Annotated in this window: 13 protein-coding genes and 1 pseudogene; 8 read left to right on the forward strand and 6 right to left on the reverse strand. The window is 72.0% G+C overall.

Going from position 1 to position 15698, the window contains the following annotated elements:
* The first annotated feature begins 4 nt into the window (after positions 1-4).
* From ACQPZ4_RS25870 to ACQPZ4_RS25890, 5 genes are read left to right on the forward strand one after another with little or no spacing between them, the layout of a single operon-like run.
* A complete protein-coding gene (locus tag ACQPZ4_RS25870; RefSeq protein ID WP_433040222.1) occupies positions 5-1252 on the forward strand; it encodes a sugar ABC transporter substrate-binding protein in 1248 nt (415 codons plus the stop codon).
* A 2-nt stretch (positions 1253-1254) separates the two neighbouring features.
* Positions 1255-2121: a carbohydrate ABC transporter permease gene (locus ACQPZ4_RS25875; protein WP_433040225.1), complete on the forward strand. Its 867-nt coding sequence runs from the start codon at positions 1255-1257 to the stop codon at positions 2119-2121.
* Positions 2118-2921 carry a carbohydrate ABC transporter permease gene (locus ACQPZ4_RS25880; protein ID WP_433040228.1) on the forward strand — a complete coding sequence of 268 codons (804 nt, stop codon included), beginning with the start codon at positions 2118-2120 and terminating at the stop codon, positions 2919-2921. Before ACQPZ4_RS25875 ends, ACQPZ4_RS25880 begins: the two co-directional genes overlap by 4 nt.
* A gap of 9 nt (positions 2922-2930) precedes the next feature.
* Complete coding sequence (locus tag ACQPZ4_RS25885; RefSeq protein WP_433040231.1) at positions 2931-4931, forward strand: glycoside hydrolase family 127 protein; 2001 nt, start codon at positions 2931-2933, stop codon at positions 4929-4931.
* 4 nt (positions 4932-4935) lie between these two features.
* Positions 4936-6642, forward strand: a complete 1707-nt coding sequence (locus ACQPZ4_RS25890; protein WP_433040234.1) for a CBM35 domain-containing protein — start codon at positions 4936-4938, stop codon at positions 6640-6642.
* A gap of 34 nt (positions 6643-6676) precedes the next feature.
* Here the strand turns inward: ACQPZ4_RS25890 and ACQPZ4_RS25895 are convergent, their stop codons facing one another.
* On the reverse strand, positions 6677-7066 hold the full coding sequence (locus tag ACQPZ4_RS25895) for a VOC family protein (protein ID WP_433066659.1): 390 nt from the start codon (positions 7064-7066) through the stop codon (positions 6677-6679).
* Between the two features lie 111 nt (positions 7067-7177).
* Between ACQPZ4_RS25895 and ACQPZ4_RS25900 the strand changes: the two genes are divergently transcribed.
* Entirely contained in the window at positions 7178-7567 is a 390-nt protein-coding gene (locus ACQPZ4_RS25900; RefSeq protein ID WP_433040237.1) for a VOC family protein, read from the forward strand.
* Positions 7568-7630: 63 nt separating this feature from the next.
* The gene (locus ACQPZ4_RS25905; RefSeq protein WP_433040240.1) at positions 7631-8446 is read left to right on the forward strand and encodes a tyrosine-protein phosphatase; all 816 of its coding nucleotides are present in this window, start codon (positions 7631-7633) and stop codon (positions 8444-8446) included.
* A 48-nt stretch (positions 8447-8494) separates the two neighbouring features.
* On the opposite strand, the pseudogene ACQPZ4_RS25910 reads toward ACQPZ4_RS25905, so the two are convergent.
* Positions 8495-10885: pseudogene (locus tag ACQPZ4_RS25910) on the reverse strand (glycoside hydrolase family 3 N-terminal domain-containing protein); the annotation flags it as partial.
* 117 nt (positions 10886-11002) lie between these two features.
* Positions 11003-11347, reverse strand: coding sequence for a winged helix-turn-helix transcriptional regulator (locus tag ACQPZ4_RS25915; RefSeq protein WP_433040243.1), 345 nt, complete (start codon positions 11345-11347; stop codon positions 11003-11005).
* 17 nt (positions 11348-11364) lie between these two features.
* On the opposite strand from ACQPZ4_RS25915, the gene ACQPZ4_RS25920 reads away from it, so the two are divergent.
* A complete protein-coding gene (locus ACQPZ4_RS25920; RefSeq protein WP_433040246.1) occupies positions 11365-12285 on the forward strand; it encodes an alpha/beta hydrolase in 921 nt (306 codons plus the stop codon).
* A gap of 95 nt (positions 12286-12380) precedes the next feature.
* On the opposite strand, the gene ACQPZ4_RS25925 is transcribed toward ACQPZ4_RS25920, so the two are convergent.
* The 3 genes from ACQPZ4_RS25925 to ACQPZ4_RS25935 form a co-directional block, all read right to left on the reverse strand.
* Positions 12381-13109: an ABC transporter permease gene (locus ACQPZ4_RS25925; protein WP_433040249.1), complete on the reverse strand. Its 729-nt coding sequence runs from the start codon at positions 13107-13109 to the stop codon at positions 12381-12383.
* A 110-nt stretch (positions 13110-13219) separates the two neighbouring features.
* Positions 13220-14755 carry an ABC transporter permease subunit gene (locus tag ACQPZ4_RS25930; RefSeq protein WP_433040252.1) on the reverse strand — a complete coding sequence of 512 codons (1536 nt, stop codon included), beginning with the start codon at positions 14753-14755 and terminating at the stop codon, positions 13220-13222.
* Positions 14752-15684 carry an ATP-binding cassette domain-containing protein gene (locus ACQPZ4_RS25935; RefSeq protein WP_433040255.1) on the reverse strand — a complete coding sequence of 311 codons (933 nt, stop codon included), beginning with the start codon at positions 15682-15684 and terminating at the stop codon, positions 14752-14754. The genes ACQPZ4_RS25930 and ACQPZ4_RS25935 overlap by 4 nt, the downstream gene beginning before the upstream one ends.
* Positions 15685-15698: the final 14 nt, after the last annotated feature.

Consider the following 15698-nt stretch of genomic DNA (forward strand, 5'->3'; position numbering starts at 1 on the left):
CGCCATGAGAGGCTTCAAAGCGGCTGTCGTTGCCGTGTCCGCCTGCCTGGCCGCCGCCGGGTGCTCGACCGCCGGCGGCGTCGACGCCGGCGCGAGCGGCGGCACCGGCAGCACCGACACGTACATGGTCTGGGACCCCTACCCGCAGTTCGACGACTCCTCCGACTGGGTCAAGCTGCTGCGCAAGTGCGGCACCGACGCGGGCGTCACCGTGAAGCGGACCGGGTACGACACCACCGACCTGACCAGCAAGGCCCTGCTGGCCGCGCAGCAGAGCAACTCCCCCGACGTGCTCATCGTCGACAACCCGGTGGTCTCCACGCTCGCCGACGCGGGCGTGCTCACCACCACCGAGGAGATGAAGGTCGACACGTCCGCGGTCGCGCCGAACCTCCTGGCCGCCGGGCAGCTCGGCGGCAAGACGTACGGCATCCCGATCGGCGCCAACACCCTCGCCCTGTACTACAACAAGACGATCCTCACCGCGGCCGGCGTCGACCCGGCCGGCGTGAAGGACTGGGCGGGCCTCACCGCGGCGCTGGGCAAGGTGAAGGCGACCGGCAAGAAAGGCATCACGTTTTCCGCCATCGGCACCGAGGAGGGCAGCTTCCAGTTCCTGCCCTGGTTCTGGGGCGCCGGCGCGAACCTGACCAAGCTCGACTCCCCCGAGGGCGTCGCCGCGCTGCAGCTGTGGACCGACTGGCTCAAGAACGGCTACGCGCCCAACTCCGTCATCAACAACACCCAGACCACGAGCTGGCAGGAGTTCGCGACCGGGCAGTTCGCGTTCGCGGAAAACGGGACGTGGCAACTCGGCAACGCCAAGAAAACCGGGTTCGAGTACGGCATCATCCCCATCCCCGCCAAGGCCGGCGGCACCGCGCCCGCCCCGACGGGCGGCGAGTTCGTGACCGCGCCGGTGCAGAAGGAGACCAAGCGGTACGCGACGACGCAGCAGCTCATCAGCTGCCTGTCCAGTGCCGACAACGCCTACACGACCGACACGACGCTGTCCTACATCGCGGCGACCGACGCCGTGCAGACCAAGCAGGTCGCCGGCAACGCCGAGCTGAAGGTCTGGGTCGAGGCGGTCAAGGCCGCCAAGGGCCGCACCAGCGACAACCTCGGCACGAAGTACCCGAAGATCTCCCAGCCGATGTGGACCGGGTTCCAGTCCGCCCTGTCCGGTGGCAAGTCGCCGCAGGACGCGTTCGCCGCGGCCCAGACCAGCGCGGCCGCGGCCGTCAAGTGACGATGCGGTTCAAGTCGGTCAGCGGGTGGGCGTTCCTCGCGCCCGTCGTCGTGTACCTCGGCGCGTTCTACGCCTACCCGCTGTACCGCAACCTCGACCTGAGCCTGCACAGGTACACCGTCCGCTCGTTCGTGCAGGGCGGCGCGCCGTTCACCGGCCTGGACAACTACGACACGGTCACGGCGGACCCGACGTTCTGGCCCGCGGTCTGGCACACCGCCGTGTTCACCGGCGTCTCGCTGGTGTTCCAGTTCTCCATCGGCATGGCGCTTGCCGTGTTTTTCCACCAGCATTTTCCGCTTTCCGCAACGTTGCGCGCACTGTTCCTCGTGCCGTGGCTGTTGCCGCTCATCGTGTCCGCCTCGACGTGGTCGTGGATGCTCAACAGCGACTCCGGCATCGTCAACGCGGCGCTGCGCCTGGCCGGGCTGGACCCGATCAACTGGCTCACCTCGCCCACGTGGTCCCTCGCATCCGTGACGATCGCCAACATCTGGATCGGCATCCCGTTCAACCTCGTCGTCGTGTACAGCGGGCTGCAGGCGATCCCCGCCGAGCTCTACGAGGCGGCGGCGCTGGACGGCTCAACGCCCTGGCGCACGTTCTGGCGCATCACGTTCCCGCTGCTCCGGCCGGTCTCGGCGATCACCCTGCTGCTCGGCCTGATCTACACGCTCAAGGTGTTCGACATCATCTGGATCATGACCAAGGGCGGCCCGGCCGACGCCTCCACCACCCTCGCCACCTGGTCCTACCGCCTCGGCTTCGGCAACCTGCTGCCGGCGTTCGGGCCCGGCGCGGCCGTCGGCAACCTGCTCATCATCGTGGCCATGCTGTCCGGCCTGGTCTACATCAGGACCCAGCGATGAAAATCAAAACCGCCGCGGGTGTACTGCTGACCGCGCTCATGTTGTTTCCCGTGTACTGGATGATCAACGTCTCGCTGACCCGCGACACCGACATGCGCCGCGATCCGCCGCCGCTGTTTCCGCTGCACGGCACGCTGGAGGGCTACCGGGCGGTGCTGGACCAGCAGTTGCCGTACCTCGGCAACAGCCTGGCCATCGGCCTGGGCACCGTGGCGCTCACCGTCGCCCTGTCCGCGCCCGCCGGCTACGCCCTGGCCCTGCTGCGCCCCCGCGGCGGCCGCGCGCTCAGCTTCGTCCTGCTCGTCGCCCAGATGATCCCCAGCATCATCATGGCGATGGGGTTCTACGCCATCTACCTGCGCCTCGGCGTGCTCAACAGCACCGCCGGGCTGATCCTGGCCGACTCCACCATCGCCGTGCCGTTCGGCGTGCTGATCTTCACCGCGTTCATGTCCGGCATCCCGTCCGAGCTCATGGCCGCGGCCCGGGTCGACGGCGCGGGCGCGCTGCGCACGTTCTGGTCGGTGGTCCTGCCGGTCAGCCGCAACGCCGTGGTCACCGTCAGCCTGTTCGCGTTCCTGTGGGCGTGGTCCGACTTCGTGTTCGCCAGCACGCTCGACGGCGGCGGCACCCAGCAGCCGATCACGCTCGGCATCTACCACTACATCGGCAACAACAACCAGCAGTGGAACGCCATCATGGCCACCGCCGTGGTCGCGTCCATCCCCGCGACGCTGCTGCTCATCGTGGCCCAGCGCTACGTCGCCGCCGGCGTGACCGCCGGTGCCGTCAAGGACTGAGGAAACCCCATGCACAACACGCCCCTGGGCCCCGTCGTGCCCACGGACCGCGCGATCTCGGCGCTGCGTCCCCTGCCCGCCTCCGCCGTCCGGCTCGACCCCGCCGGCCTGCTCGGCGGCTGGCAGGAGCGCAACCGCGCCGCCACGCTGCCGCACTGCGTCGACCGGCTGCACGAGCACGGCAACCTCGACAACCTGCACCGGGTCACCGGCGACTTCGACGGCCCGTTCACCGGCTGGTGGTTCGCCGACACCGACGTGCACAAGACGCTCGAGGCCGCCCTGTGGGCCGGAAACGTTTCCTCCTTCGTTGCCGAAACCGTGCCCCTGCTGGAGAAAGTCCAGGACCCGGACGGTTACCTGGTTTCCTACTTCCAGGCCGGCCACCGCGACCGGCAGTGGCGCGAACTGCCGTCCAGCCACGAGATGTACACCGCCGGCCACCTCATCCAGGCCGCCGTCGCCGGGGCGCGGACCAGTCCCGCCGACCCGGCCGTACAGCAGCTGCTCGCCGTCGCACGGCGCTTCGCCGACCTGCTCACCGAGCGCTTCGGCGCCGGCGGCGAGGATGCGATCGACGGCCACCCCGAGGTCGAGACCGCGCTCGCCGAGCTGTTCCGGGTCACCGGGCACCGCCCCTACCTGGACCTCGCCGCCCGGTTCGTCGCCCTGCGCGGGCACGGGCTGCTGGGCCCCGAGGGCCGCTTCGGGCAGCGCGCCTACTACCAGGACCACCGGCCGGTCCGCGAGGCCACCGAGGTCACCGGCCACGTCGTGCGCCAGGTGTACCTGCTCGCCGGGGCGGTGGACGTGGCCGTCGAGACCGGCGACAGCGAGCTGCTGCGGGCCACCGAGCGGCTGTGGGAATCGGCCCAGGCGACCAAGACGTACCTGACCGGCGGGCAGGGCTCCCGGCACCGCGACGAGGCGTTCGGCGACCCGTACGAGCTGCCGCCGGACCGCGCCTACACCGAGACCTGCGCGGCGATCGGCTCCTTCCAGTGGACGTGGCGGCTGCTGCTGGCCACGGGCCGCTCGCGCTACGCCGATGAGCTGGAGCGGTTGCTGTACAACGGGATCGCCTCGGGCATCGGCGTCGACGGCCGCTCGTTCTTCTACTCCAACCCGCTGCAGCTGCGCACCGGCCACGACGGCTCGGACGAGGACGCGCCGGGCCGGCGGCTGCCCTGGTACAAGTGCGCCTGCTGCCCGCCCAACCTGGCCCGGCTGATGGCGTCGCTGCACACCTACGCGGCGACCGGCACTTCGAGTGGACTCCAACTCCACCTGTACGCCCCGGGCTCGTTCGCCGCCGCCGGCCGCGCGGTCGACGTGGCCACCGCGTACCCGTGGGACGAGACCGTCACGATCACCGTCACCGCGGCGGACGACGAGCCGTGGACGCTGACCCTGCGCGTGCCGGCCTGGTGCGCCGACGCGCGGGCGAGCGTCAACGGCGTGCCCGCCTCGTTCGTCGAGGACGGCTGGATGCGGCTCGAACGCGTGTGGCGCCCCGGCGACCGGGTGGAGCTCGTCCTGCCGATGCCGCCCCGCCTGATCGCACCGCACCCGCGCGTCGACGCCGTGCGCGGCACCGCCGCCCTCGCCCGCGGCCCGGTCGTCTACTGCCTGGAGCACGCCGACGTCCCCACCGCCGACTTCGAGCACGCTCGAAGTGCGGGCGGCGACATCCCGGGCCGCGACCTCGAGCGCACTCCAAGCACCGCATCTCAGGACACCCACACCGCCCCCGCCGACTTCGAGCGCACTCGAACCGCCCGCGACGACGCCCCAGGTGCCGGCTTCGAGCGCGCTTCAGGTGTCGCGTTCGAGGACATCCGGCTCGACCTCGGCGTGCCGATCGGCGTGCGCCGCGACCATCCGCTCGCGCCGGTCGCGCTCGTCGTCAACGGAGACCTTTCCGCCATCCCCTATTTCCTGTGGGCCAACCGCGGGCCCGGACCAATGCGGGTCTGGATCCCGCTCGTCCCTACAACTCCCCCGAGGTGATGCCATGCGCATCCGAACCGCCGCCGCCACGGCGATCCTGACCACCCTTGCCACCGCTGCCGCCACCGGCGTCCCCGCCACACCCGCGCACGCCGCCGGCAACACGCTCACCGTCAACGTCGGCACGGTCGTGCGGCCCGTCACGCAGGTCGCGTCCGGCGGGCTCTACGGCGTCGACACCGGCGGCAAGCCGCCGCTGGCGCAGCTGTACCCGCTGCGGATGAACCACTTCACCCAGCCCCCGCCCGGCGGGCAGCAGCTGGGCAACGGCGCCACCCAGCCCTGCTGCGACGGGCTGCAGGTGGCGGGCAAGGTCACCAGCGCCGGCGCCCGGCAGTTCTACCGGCTGCCGGACATCTACCCGAACTTCCCGTACCGCTGGGTCAGCTGGGCGGACTGGGAGTCCAAGGTCCGCACCATGGTCTCGGCCCGGGTGAACGCGTCCGGCGTCACGAACGTCGACGGGTACGAGCTGTGGAACGAGCCCGACTGGACCTGGAACACCTCGGCGGCCGGCTCGTTCAACGCCGGCTGGACGCGCACCTTCCAGCTGATCCGCTCCCTGGACTCGGTGACGCCGATCGCCGGGCCGAGCCACTCGCAGTACAACCACGGCTGGATGGTTGATTTTCTGACCAACGCCCGCAACACCGGCACGGTGCCGGATGTCGTCGTCTGGCACGAGCTGGGCAACGACGACTATCTCAACGTCGGCGCGCACGTGGCCGACTACCGGGCGATCGAGTCCTCGCTGGGGATCGCGCCGCGGCCGATCTCGATCAACGAGTACGCGTCGCCGAGCCAGGTCGACATCCCCAGCGTCGCCGTGCACTACATGGCGGTGTTCGAGCGCTACGGCATCCGCGACGCCGAGCGGGCCTACTGGTACGAGGCGGGCACGCTCAACGGGCTGCTGTTCAACAACGCGCCGACGGCCTCGTACTGGGCGTACAAGTGGTACGGCGACATGGCCGGCAACGTCGTGCAGACCGTGCCCGGCTCGTGGCTGGAGGGGGTCGCCGCCTACGACCCGACCCGAAAATTCGTCAACGTCGTCTTCGGCGGCGACAGCGGCAACAACACGGTGCGCGTCAACGGGCTCGGCGCGCTCGGCTCGCAGGTGCGGGTGACGCTCTCGCGCACCGGCACCACCGGGCGCACCACGAACCAGTCCGCGCCGACGACCGTGTCCACCGCGACCTACACGGTCTCCGGCGGCAGCATCAGCGTCCCGGTCACCGGCATGGACGCCTGGGCCGCCTACCAGCTGCTGATCACGCCGGCGAGCGGGATCGCGAGCTGGCAGCAGCGGTACGAGGCGGAGAACGCGGCCGTCGTCAACGCCAACCGGTTCTCGTCGGGCTCGGCGTCGGGCGGCGGGTACGTCGGCCAGATCGACGGCTCGGCGAACAGCCGCAACGACGCGTTCGTGGACTTCATCGTGAACGTCCCGCAGACCAGGTCGTACACGATGAGCATCCGCTATGCCAACGGGACCGGCGCGACCGCGACCCACGGGCTCGCCTACAACGGCGGCGGCTGGACAAGCGTGACCTATCCACCGACCGGGGCCTGGGGCTCGTTCGGCTCGGCGGTCACTGTGACGGTGAATCTCAACGCCGGGTTCAACACCATCCGGCTGGCCAAGGGCGCGCCGTCCTTCGCGGGCGGCACCGGCTACGCCGAGCTGGACGCCATCACGCTGTCGTAACTGGGGTGGGGGGCGCTCGCCGGCGCCCCCCGTTTCACTTCTGGGCCGCGATCTGGATGAGGTTGCCGCAGGTGTCGTCGAAGACGGCGGTGGTGACCGGGCCCATGTCGGTCGGCGGCTGGGTGAAGACCACGCCGACCGCGACGAGCCGGTCGTACTCGTGCTGCACGTCCTCGACGGCGAAGGACGTCCACGGGATCCCGTCGTTGACCAGGGCCTCGCGGAACGGGGCGACGGCCGGGTGCCCGGCCGGCTCGAGGACCAGCTCGACGCCGTCGGGCTGGTCGGCGGAGACCACCGTGAGCCAGCTGACGTCCTCCCCGAGCGGGATGTCGGTCTTCTTCACGAAGCCGAGCACCTCGGTGTAGAAGCGCAGGGCGGCGGCCTGGTCGCTGACAAACACGCTGGCAAGGTTGATTCGCATCGTCACGCCCGCCAGCATATGCAAGTCGTGGCTTGCCTATCAAGCCCGGCACACTGCTGAGCTATGACGACGCCGTTCACCTTCGCTTTCGATTGCGCCTCCCCTCGTACGTTGAGCGCCTTCTGGTGCACCGCGCTCGGCTACGTGCCCGCCTCGCCGCCGGCCGGGTTCGCCAGCTGGGAGCAGTGGTTCCGCGACCTGGCGGTGCCGGAGGAGGAGTGGGACGACGGCGCCGCGATCGAGGACCCGGCCGGGGTCGGGCCGCGCATCTCGTTCCTGAAGGTCCCCGAGCCGAAGACCGCCAAGAACCGTCTCCACCTGGACCTGCAGGTCGGCGGCGGGCGGGCCACGCCGTGGGACGAGCGCTGGGAGCGGGTCCGCGCCACGGCCGACCGGCTGATCGCCGCCGGCGCCACCGAGCAGGCGGTCGTGGAGATCGACGGCCGCCGCGACCACGTCGTCATGCTCGACCCGGAGGGCAACGAGTTCTGCGTCGTGTGAACGTCATCGGGACGTTCACCTGTCGATAGACGCGTGTCATTGTGACGGCCGAGGGTCAGCGCCATGACGATCACTCGACGGGCCGCCCTGGCCCTGACGGCGGCGCTGATCGCCGGCGCCGCCGTTGCCACCCCGGCACAGGCCGCGCCCGCGGCGACCTGGGAACGGTCGCTCGGGCTGGCCAACGCCACCAACTTCCGTAACGTGGGCGGGTACTCCACCGCCGACGGGCACACCGTGCGCACCGGTGTGGTGTTCCGCTCCAACAAGCTGTCCGGCCTCACCGCCGCCGAGTGGCAGGTCGTCACCGCGCACGGGATCAACCGCGACGTCGACCTGCGCAACATCCAGGAGCGCAGCGACGAGCCCGACCACGCCCCGGCGGGCGTGGCCTACCAGGTCGCCGACGTCGCCTCGCTCAGCCACGGCATCCGGTTCCACGACAACGCGGGCGTCACCCTGTTCGCCGCGATCGCGGCCGGCCTGCTGTCCGGCTCCTCGGACCTGGGCCAGTCGATCGGCTACCCGTTCATGGTCAACTTCGTCGGCGCCGACTACGCCTTCCGCGACACGCTCAAGGCGATCGCGACGAACACCTCCGGCGGCGTGGTGTACCACTGCTCGGCCGGCAAGGACCGCACCGGCTGGGCGACCGCCGTGCTGCTGACCCTGCTGGGCGTGCCGATGGCCACCGTCGAGGCCGACTTCCTGCTCAGCAACACCTACCTGGGCCGCTCCGACGCGGTGCAGGTGGCGTGGCTGCGCGCGGCGTTCGCCGAGCTGTACCACATCTACGGCACCTTCACCGCGTACCTGCACAGCGGCCTGATGCTGACCGACGCGGACATCGCGGCGATCAAGGCCCGCCTGCTCGTCTGACCCGCACCCGCGAGCCCCGGGAGCATGCGCTCCCGGGGCCCTCACGTCCTACCCGACGGTGCAGGTGGCGCCGTTGAGCGTGAACGCCGTCGGGCGCGGGTTCGAGCCGGTGTACGTCCCGTTGAAGCCCACCGACTGCGCCGCCCCCGGGGCCAGGGTGCCGTTCCACGCCTCGCTCTTCGCGGTCACCACCGCGCCGGACTGCGACCAGGTCGCCGACCAGCCCTGCGACACCTTCTGGTTGCCCGGGAAGGTGAACGCCAGGGTCCAGCCGTTGATGGTCGTGGAGCCGGTGTTCTTCAGCGACACCGTGCCGGTGAAGCCGCCGCCCCAGTCGTTGACCGAGTACGTCACCGCGCACGCGGCCGACGGCGGCGGGCTCGACGGCGGCGGGGACGTCGTGGTCGGCGGCGTGGTCACCGTCGCCGCGCCCGAGGCCGGTCCGGTGCGCCCGGCGGAGTCGACCGCCACCACCGTGTACGTCGTCGTCGTGTTCGGCGTCAGCCCCGTCAGCGCGTAGCTCGTCGAGGCGGCCGTGGCCAGCAGCGTGTCGCCCCGGTACACCCGGTACGACACGGCCGCCGTCCCGCTCGTCGGCGCCGTCCAGGTCAGCGTCGCCGACGTGCTCGTCAGCGCCGACACGGCCGGGGTGCCCGGCTGCCCGGGAGCGCCCGGCGGCGGGGTCGTGGTGTAGGTGAGGCCGTACCCGTAGGCGAACAGCGGCGTCTTGCCGTCGCCGTCGTTGATCGGCTCCTGCGACGCCGACTGCATCCAGGTCATCGGCAGCTTGCCCGTCGGCGCGTAGTCCCCGAACAGCACGTCGGCGACGCCCGCGCCCTCGGTGCCGGGCAGCCAGGCCGCGACCAGGCCGCTCCAGTCCGGCAGCTGCGCCGCGATGTCCAGCGGCCGGCCGGACACGAGGACCACGACGACCGGTACCCCGGAGGCCTTGAGCGTGCTCAGCGTCTGCAGGTCGGTGGCGTCCAGGCCGAGCGAGTTCGGCCGGTCGCCCTGACCCTCCGCGTACGGGGTCTCGCCGATGACCGCCACCGCGACCCCGTAGCTGCGGTCGATGCCAGAGCCGGCCGCGTTGTACGTCACCGTCGCCGACGACCCCGCCGCCGCCCGGATCCCCTGCAGGATCGTGGTGCCCGGCGTCGTGCTGCCCGCCGCGCCCTGCCAGCTGACGGTCCAGCCGCCGCTCTGCAGCCCGATGTTGTCGGCGCTCTTGCCGGCCACGAAGATCTTGCCGCTCTTCGCGAGGGGCAGCACGCCGGTGTTCTTGAGCAGCACCTGCGACTCGCGCACCGCCTGCCGGGCCACGGCCCGGTGCTCGGAGCTGCCGACGGTGCCGGTCAGGTTCCGGTCCGCGAACGGCCGCTCGAACAGCCCGAACTCGAACTTCTTGGTGAGAATGCGCCGTACCGCGTCGTCGATGCGGGCCAGCGGCACCCGCCCGGCCTGCACCTCGCCGCGCAGGGTGTCGATGAACTGCTTCCACGCGGTCGGCACCATCACCATGTCGATGCCGGCGTTGACGGCCCGGCGCACCTCGGAGGCGGTGAAGCCCTCGCCGCCCTCGATCTGGTCGATGCCGTTCCAGTCGGAGACCACGAACCCGTCGAAGCCGAGCTCGCCCTTGAGCACCCCGTTGATGAGGTAGTCGTCGCCGTGCAGCTTCTGCCCGTTGAACGAGGAGAACGACACCATCACCGAGGCGACGTGGCGGCGGATCGCCTCCTGGAACGGCGGCAGGTGGATCGCGCGCAGCTCCGCCTCGGAGATCTGGGTGTTGCCCTGGTCGACGCCGCCGGTCGTGCCGCCGTCGCCGACGTAGTGCTTGGCGGTGGCCAGGACCCCGCCGGACTGGTACCCGTCGATGATCGTCGCCATCGACACCGGCAGCTCCGGCTTCTCCCCGAACGACTCGTAGGTGCGGCCCCACCGGTCGTTGCGGGCCACGCACAGGCACGGCGAGAACGTCCACTGCACGCCGGTGCCCCGCACCTCGTCGGCGGTGACCCGGCCGACCTGCTGTACCAGTGCCGGGTCACGGGTCGCGCCGAGCCCGATGTTGTGCGGGAACATCGTCGCCCCGACCACGTTGTTGTGGCCGTGGACGGCGTCGGACCCGTACACCAGTGGGATCTTCAGCGGCGTGGCCAGGGCCCCGCGCTGGAAGTTGTCGGTCATGTCGGCCCAGGCCGCGGCGGTGTTCGGCGAGGGCGCGGACCCGCCGCCGGACAGGATCGACCCCAGCCGGTACTGCGTCACGTCCGCCGCCGACGCCGATCCCCGCTCCGCCTGCGTCATCTGCCCGAGCTTCTCGTCCAGGCTCATCCGCGACATCAGGTCCGCGACCCGCTGCGACACCGGCAGGCTCGGGTCGAGATACGGCTCGGCGGCCGCGGCCGGCAGCACGTGCACCAGCGTGGCGGCGGCTACCGAGAGGGCGGCGAGGGCGGTGATGAGAACGGGGCGGCGCATGCCAGGGACACTAGGCGGGGGGTACGACAGTTTCGGGTGCGACCATCGACTGGCGTGGAAGTGCGCAGGTCAGGGGGCCGGTGACGGTGTAACATTCACGGCCGCCCAGTCGCAGATGGCCTGCAGCGGTCCTTCCAGGGTCTTCCCGAGCGCCGTCAGGGTGTACTCCACGTGCTGCGGCGCCTCCGCCTTGAGCACCCGCCGCTCGACCAGCCCGTCCGCCTCCATGCCGCGCAAGGTCTCGGTGAGCACCTTCTGCGTGATGCCGGGTACCCGCCGCCGCAGTTCCGCGTGCCGCTGCGGCCCCGCCGCCAACGCATAAATCAGCAGAACCCGCCACTTCGCCGCGAGCCGCTCCAACGCCTGCCGCGTCGCGCACGATGCGTCGAGCACGTCGGGGATCACCAGCGCCATGAGGCCCTCCCGCTGCCATGGGCACCGCGAAGTGCCTTCTGTCGTGTACCGCGGGCCAAGCCTACTGTCGGCGCATGGCCGTACACGTCGATGCATTGGCATTTGCCACCGAAGGCATAGAGCTCAGCGCGCACCTGCGCACCCCGTCCGCCCCCGCGCCGGCCGGCGGCTTCCCGGCCGTGGCGCTCACCGGCCCGTTCACCGGCGTCAAGGAACAGGTCGTCGCCACCTACGCCGAACGCCTGGCCGAGGCCGGTTTCGTCACCCTGGCCTTCGACCACCGCGGCTTCGGCGCCAGCGGCGGCCGCCGCGCCCACGAGGACACCCAGGGCAAACTCGCCGACCTGCGCGCCGCCGTGTCGGCCCTGGCCGCGCTGGACACCGTCGACGCCGCCCGGATCGGCCTGCTTGGCGTGTGCCTGGGCGGCGGCTACGCGGTCCGCGCCGCCGCCCAGGACCCGCGGGTCCGCGCGGTGGCCGGCATCGCGGGCGGCTACAACTCCCCGTCCTTCTCCGACGGCTACCGCACCGCCCTCGCCACGTTCCTCGACGGCTACGACGACTTCATCGCCGCCGTGGCCCCGGACGGCGGCGCGGCGGCGATGCCGGGCGACGAGCCGTGGGCGTACTACGGCACCGCCCGCTCCGCCGCCCCCACCTGGGAGAACCGGGTGACCCGCGGCTCGGTCCACAGCCTGTTGACGTTCGACGCCGTGGGCGCCGCACCGCTGCTCGGCCAGACCCCGCTGCTGGTCGTGCACGGCAAGACCGACGCGTACTGCTCCCCGGACCTGGCCGCCCGCCTCCACGAGACGGCCACGGGTCCGAAGCGCATCGAATGGCTGGACTGCGAGCTGCACATCGACCTGTACGACAACGAGCCCTACGTCGCCGCGGCCGCCCGCTCGGCGGCCGCCTTCTTCACCGAACACCTCTGACGTAGGCGGCTGCGGCGCGGGCGACCCGCCCTGCCGATCCCGGTGGAGCCGACCTATCGCGGTCTCCGCCACCGGGATCGGCTACGGTGCGGTTGTCAGGCGTCGCGGCGCAGCAGCACCCCCCAACCGAGCAGCATCGCGCCGAGGGCCCACAACGCGAGCACCCCCAGCCCGTGCCACGGCCCGATCGGCAGCGCCGCGAGGTCCTTCGTCGCCTGCACCGCGGTCCCGGCGGTCATCGGCCCGATCTGGTCGAGCCGCCGCGACCACGTCTTGTCCCCGAAGGCCCGGCTGATGAGCGGCCACGCGTACATCAGCCCCAGCACGATCCCGGCCGCCCCCGCCGGACTGCGCACCGCCGTGGCCAGACCGAGGCTCAGCAGCGCCACCAGCTCCAGGTAGAGCACCGACCCGATCGCCGGACGCCACAGGAACTCGTGCGCCGGCAGCAGCATCCGCCCGGCCAGCAGCGACCCGGCGACCCCGGCCACCGCCGCGACCGACGTGACGGCCACCAGCACCGCCGCCTTGGACAGGAGCAGCCGCGTCCGGCTCGGCACCGCGGCGAGACTGACCCGCACCATCCCCGACGCGTACTCGTTGCCGATCAGCAGCGCCGCCAGGATCGCGAACACCGCCTGCCCGAGCTGCACGCCGGTGAGCGACACCTTCGTGAAGTCCGACGTGCACCCCGCGACACACGAGATGCTCGCCGCCGCGAACGCGCTCAGCCCGACGGTCGCCACCGCCGCCCCGCCCAGCATCCACCAGTTCCCCGCCGACGTCCGCAGTTTCGTCCACTCCGCGTGCAGCGCCGCCGTCATCCGTCCCCCTCCCGTTCCGCGCAGCCCGCCGCCCCGGTCTGACCGTGCGGGCGATTTCCCGGCCGGCCGCTCCAGGTCCGGCGCAACCTCATCCGCGCCGCGGGCGGTGGTCATGCGTCGCTCCGGCGCAGGCGGTACCAGGCGGCGCCCAGCACCACGGCGACCCACAGCGCGAGGACGGCCAGCCCGCCCCAGGCGCTGAGCGGGAAGAACCCGTCGGCGGGCGAGTACACCGCGTCGACCTGCGCATACCGCGGCGCCGCCTGCTGCAGCGCGAACGCCGCGGCCGGGGTCACGCTCAGCAGCCAGTCGCTGGCCCGCAGCGGCAGCACCGTGACCGACAGCAGGTACGGCAGGACGACCACGACCACCGACACGGTCACCGCGGTCACGCCCCGGCGCAACAGCATCCCGAGACCCGCCGCGAGCGCCGCGCACCCGCCCAGCAGCAGGGCGGTGCCACCCGCCACGCGCAACTGGGTCGCGACGGAGGCCGGCGTGACGTAGACGCCGGCGTCGCGCAGCACGCCGGGCCCGAAGGTGATCGCGACCCCCGCGGCGACCAGGCCGAGCACGAACGCCGCGGCCGCGACCACCAGGGCCTTCGCCGCCAGGACCCGGCCGCGGTGCGGCGCGGCGGCGAACGAGGTGCGGATCATCCCCCGCCGGTACTCCGCGCTGACGGACATCGCGCCGATCACCACGACGAAGATGAGGCCGAGGAAGGTCCCGACGAGCGTCTGGCTGATCGTGACGCCGGGCCCGGACGGGGCGATGTCGCCGGTGCCGGTGACGGTCCAGCCGTCGGCGGTCGGCTCGAAGTGGGGCTGCGGGCCGACGGCGCGGGTGGTGGTGCCGCCGCCACCGCCGCCGGTGGGCTCCGCCGGGCCGATCCTGGCCCCGATCGCCTCACCCTCCCAGTCCGCCGACCACGTGCCGGTGGTCGCGAGCCGCTCGAACGTGCCGGTGGCGACGCTCGGGCCGCCCTGGATGCCCGACAGCACGACGGACTGGTTGACCTGCTGGTCGTACTGCGGCGAGGTGGCGAACAGCCCGGCGGTGACGGTCGCGGGCAGGCCCGGCAGGGTGGCCGTGCCGACCTCGGTCCAGGCGTTGCCGTCGCCGGACTGCTCGGCCTTGATCGTGTCGCCGGTGCGGGTCAGGCGCAGCCACACCGGCTGCGGGGCCAGCTCGGCGCCGGCCGGGCGGCCCTCGTCGTGCACGTAGTCGTACTGCATCCGCACGCCGTGCTCGCCGGTCAGCATCACCGCCGCGTACGCCGAGCCCTGCTTCGTGCCGTCCTTGACGATCAGGCCGGTCTTCGACCACGGCGCGAGGCCGTCGCGCATCGTGTCGCCGTCGTACGTCGGCAGCTGCCCGGTGAAGGACGTCACCCTCGCCGTGATGGTGCCGTCGCCGGTCAGCGTGCGGTGCACGAACGTGAAGCTGTCGGCGACCTCCTGCCCCTCCGGCCCGTGCAGCGGGGTGCAGTCGGAGGCGGGGCCGTGCTGGCCGCAGGAGCCCATCCGGCTCGGGGTGAGGCCCAGGCCCAGGATGATCCCGGCCCCGGCGAGCAGGCCCAGGACCCAGCCGAGCACGGTGCGCAGCTTCGTCCATTCGGCGCGCATCAGTCGCAGGAAGCTCATCGCCCCTCCCCCGGTGCGGTGCCGCGGAACTCGACGGCGTCGCGGGTCAGGTCCAGGTAGGCGTCCTCGAGGGTGGCGCGGTGCGCGGCGACCTCGGAGAACGGCACTCCGGCCCTGGTCAGTGCGGCGATGACCTGCTCGGCGGCGGGGCCGGTGACAGTGAGCGTCCCGTCGCCGTTGGGGACGACGGATTCGGCTTCATCGTGCAGTACACGTGCCGCTGCTTCTATTGCCGAGGAACGCACGACGATCCGTCCGTTGGCGGCCCCCGCCAGCAGCTGCGCGACGCTCGCATCGGCGATGACGCGGCCGCGGCCGACCACCACCACGTGGTCCGCGGCGCCCTGCAGCTCGCTCATGAGGTGGCTGGAGACGAGCACGGCGCGGCCCTCGCGGGCGAGTGCGCGCAGGAAGGTCCGCATCCAGATGATGCCTTCGGGGTCCATGCCGTTGAACGGCTCGTCGAGCATCAGCGCGGGCGGGTCGCCGAGCAGGGCGGCGGCGATGCCGAGGCGCTGGCGCATCCCGAGGCTGAAGCCGCCGGCGCGGCGCCGCCCGACGCCGCCGAGGCCGGTCAGCTCCAGCACCTCGTCGACGCGGCGGGCCGGCAGGGCCTGCGAGTGGGCGAGCCAGAGCAGGTGGTTGCGGGCCGTGCGGCCGGGGTGCAGGGCCGCCGCGTCGAGCAGCGAGCCGAGATGGCACAGCGGACGGGCGAGGCCCCGGTACGGCCGTCCGCCGACGAGCGCGGTGCCCTCGTCGGCGGCGTCGAGGCCGAGGACGACGCGCATGGTGGTCGACTTGCCGGCCCCGTTCGGGCCGACGAACCCGGTGACGAGCCCGGGCCTTACGGCGAACGTCATGCCGTCGAGGGCGAGGGTGGGGCCGAACCGCTTCCGCAGCCCCTCGACGGTGATCGTGGCGTCATGCATGGGACGAGTTCTAC

This window comes from Dactylosporangium sp. CS-033363 (assembly GCF_050942475.1).
Lineage (GTDB): Bacteria > Actinomycetota > Actinomycetes > Mycobacteriales > Micromonosporaceae > Dactylosporangium.

Excerpts from the sequence above, each read along its gene's own strand:
- ACQPZ4_RS25915 (WP_433040243.1), bottom strand. The coding sequence starts at position 11,347 with ATGGCGCTGGTGATCCCCGACGTGCTCGACGCATCGTGCGCGACGCGG.
- ACQPZ4_RS25890 (WP_433040234.1), top strand. The coding sequence starts at position 4,936 with ATGCGCATCCGAACCGCCGCCGCCACGGCGATCCTGACCACCCTTGCC.
- ACQPZ4_RS25870 (WP_433040222.1), top strand. The coding sequence starts at position 5 with ATGAGAGGCTTCAAAGCGGCTGTCGTTGCCGTGTCCGCCTGCCTGGCC.
- ACQPZ4_RS25905 (WP_433040240.1), top strand. The coding sequence starts at position 7,631 with ATGACGATCACTCGACGGGCCGCCCTGGCCCTGACGGCGGCGCTGATC.
- ACQPZ4_RS25925 (WP_433040249.1), bottom strand. The coding sequence starts at position 13,109 with ATGACGGCGGCGCTGCACGCGGAGTGGACGAAACTGCGGACGTCGGCG.
- ACQPZ4_RS25880 (WP_433040228.1), top strand. The coding sequence starts at position 2,118 with ATGAAAATCAAAACCGCCGCGGGTGTACTGCTGACCGCGCTCATGTTG.
- ACQPZ4_RS25895 (WP_433066659.1), bottom strand. The coding sequence starts at position 7,066 with ATGCGAATCAACCTTGCCAGCGTGTTTGTCAGCGACCAGGCCGCCGCC.
- ACQPZ4_RS25875 (WP_433040225.1), top strand. The coding sequence starts at position 1,255 with ATGCGGTTCAAGTCGGTCAGCGGGTGGGCGTTCCTCGCGCCCGTCGTC.
- ACQPZ4_RS25920 (WP_433040246.1), top strand. The coding sequence starts at position 11,365 with ATGGGCACCGCGAAGTGCCTTCTGTCGTGTACCGCGGGCCAAGCCTAC.
- ACQPZ4_RS25935 (WP_433040255.1), bottom strand. The coding sequence starts at position 15,684 with ATGCATGACGCCACGATCACCGTCGAGGGGCTGCGGAAGCGGTTCGGC.
- ACQPZ4_RS25930 (WP_433040252.1), bottom strand. The coding sequence starts at position 14,755 with ATGAGCTTCCTGCGACTGATGCGCGCCGAATGGACGAAGCTGCGCACC.
- ACQPZ4_RS25885 (WP_433040231.1), top strand. The coding sequence starts at position 2,931 with ATGCACAACACGCCCCTGGGCCCCGTCGTGCCCACGGACCGCGCGATC.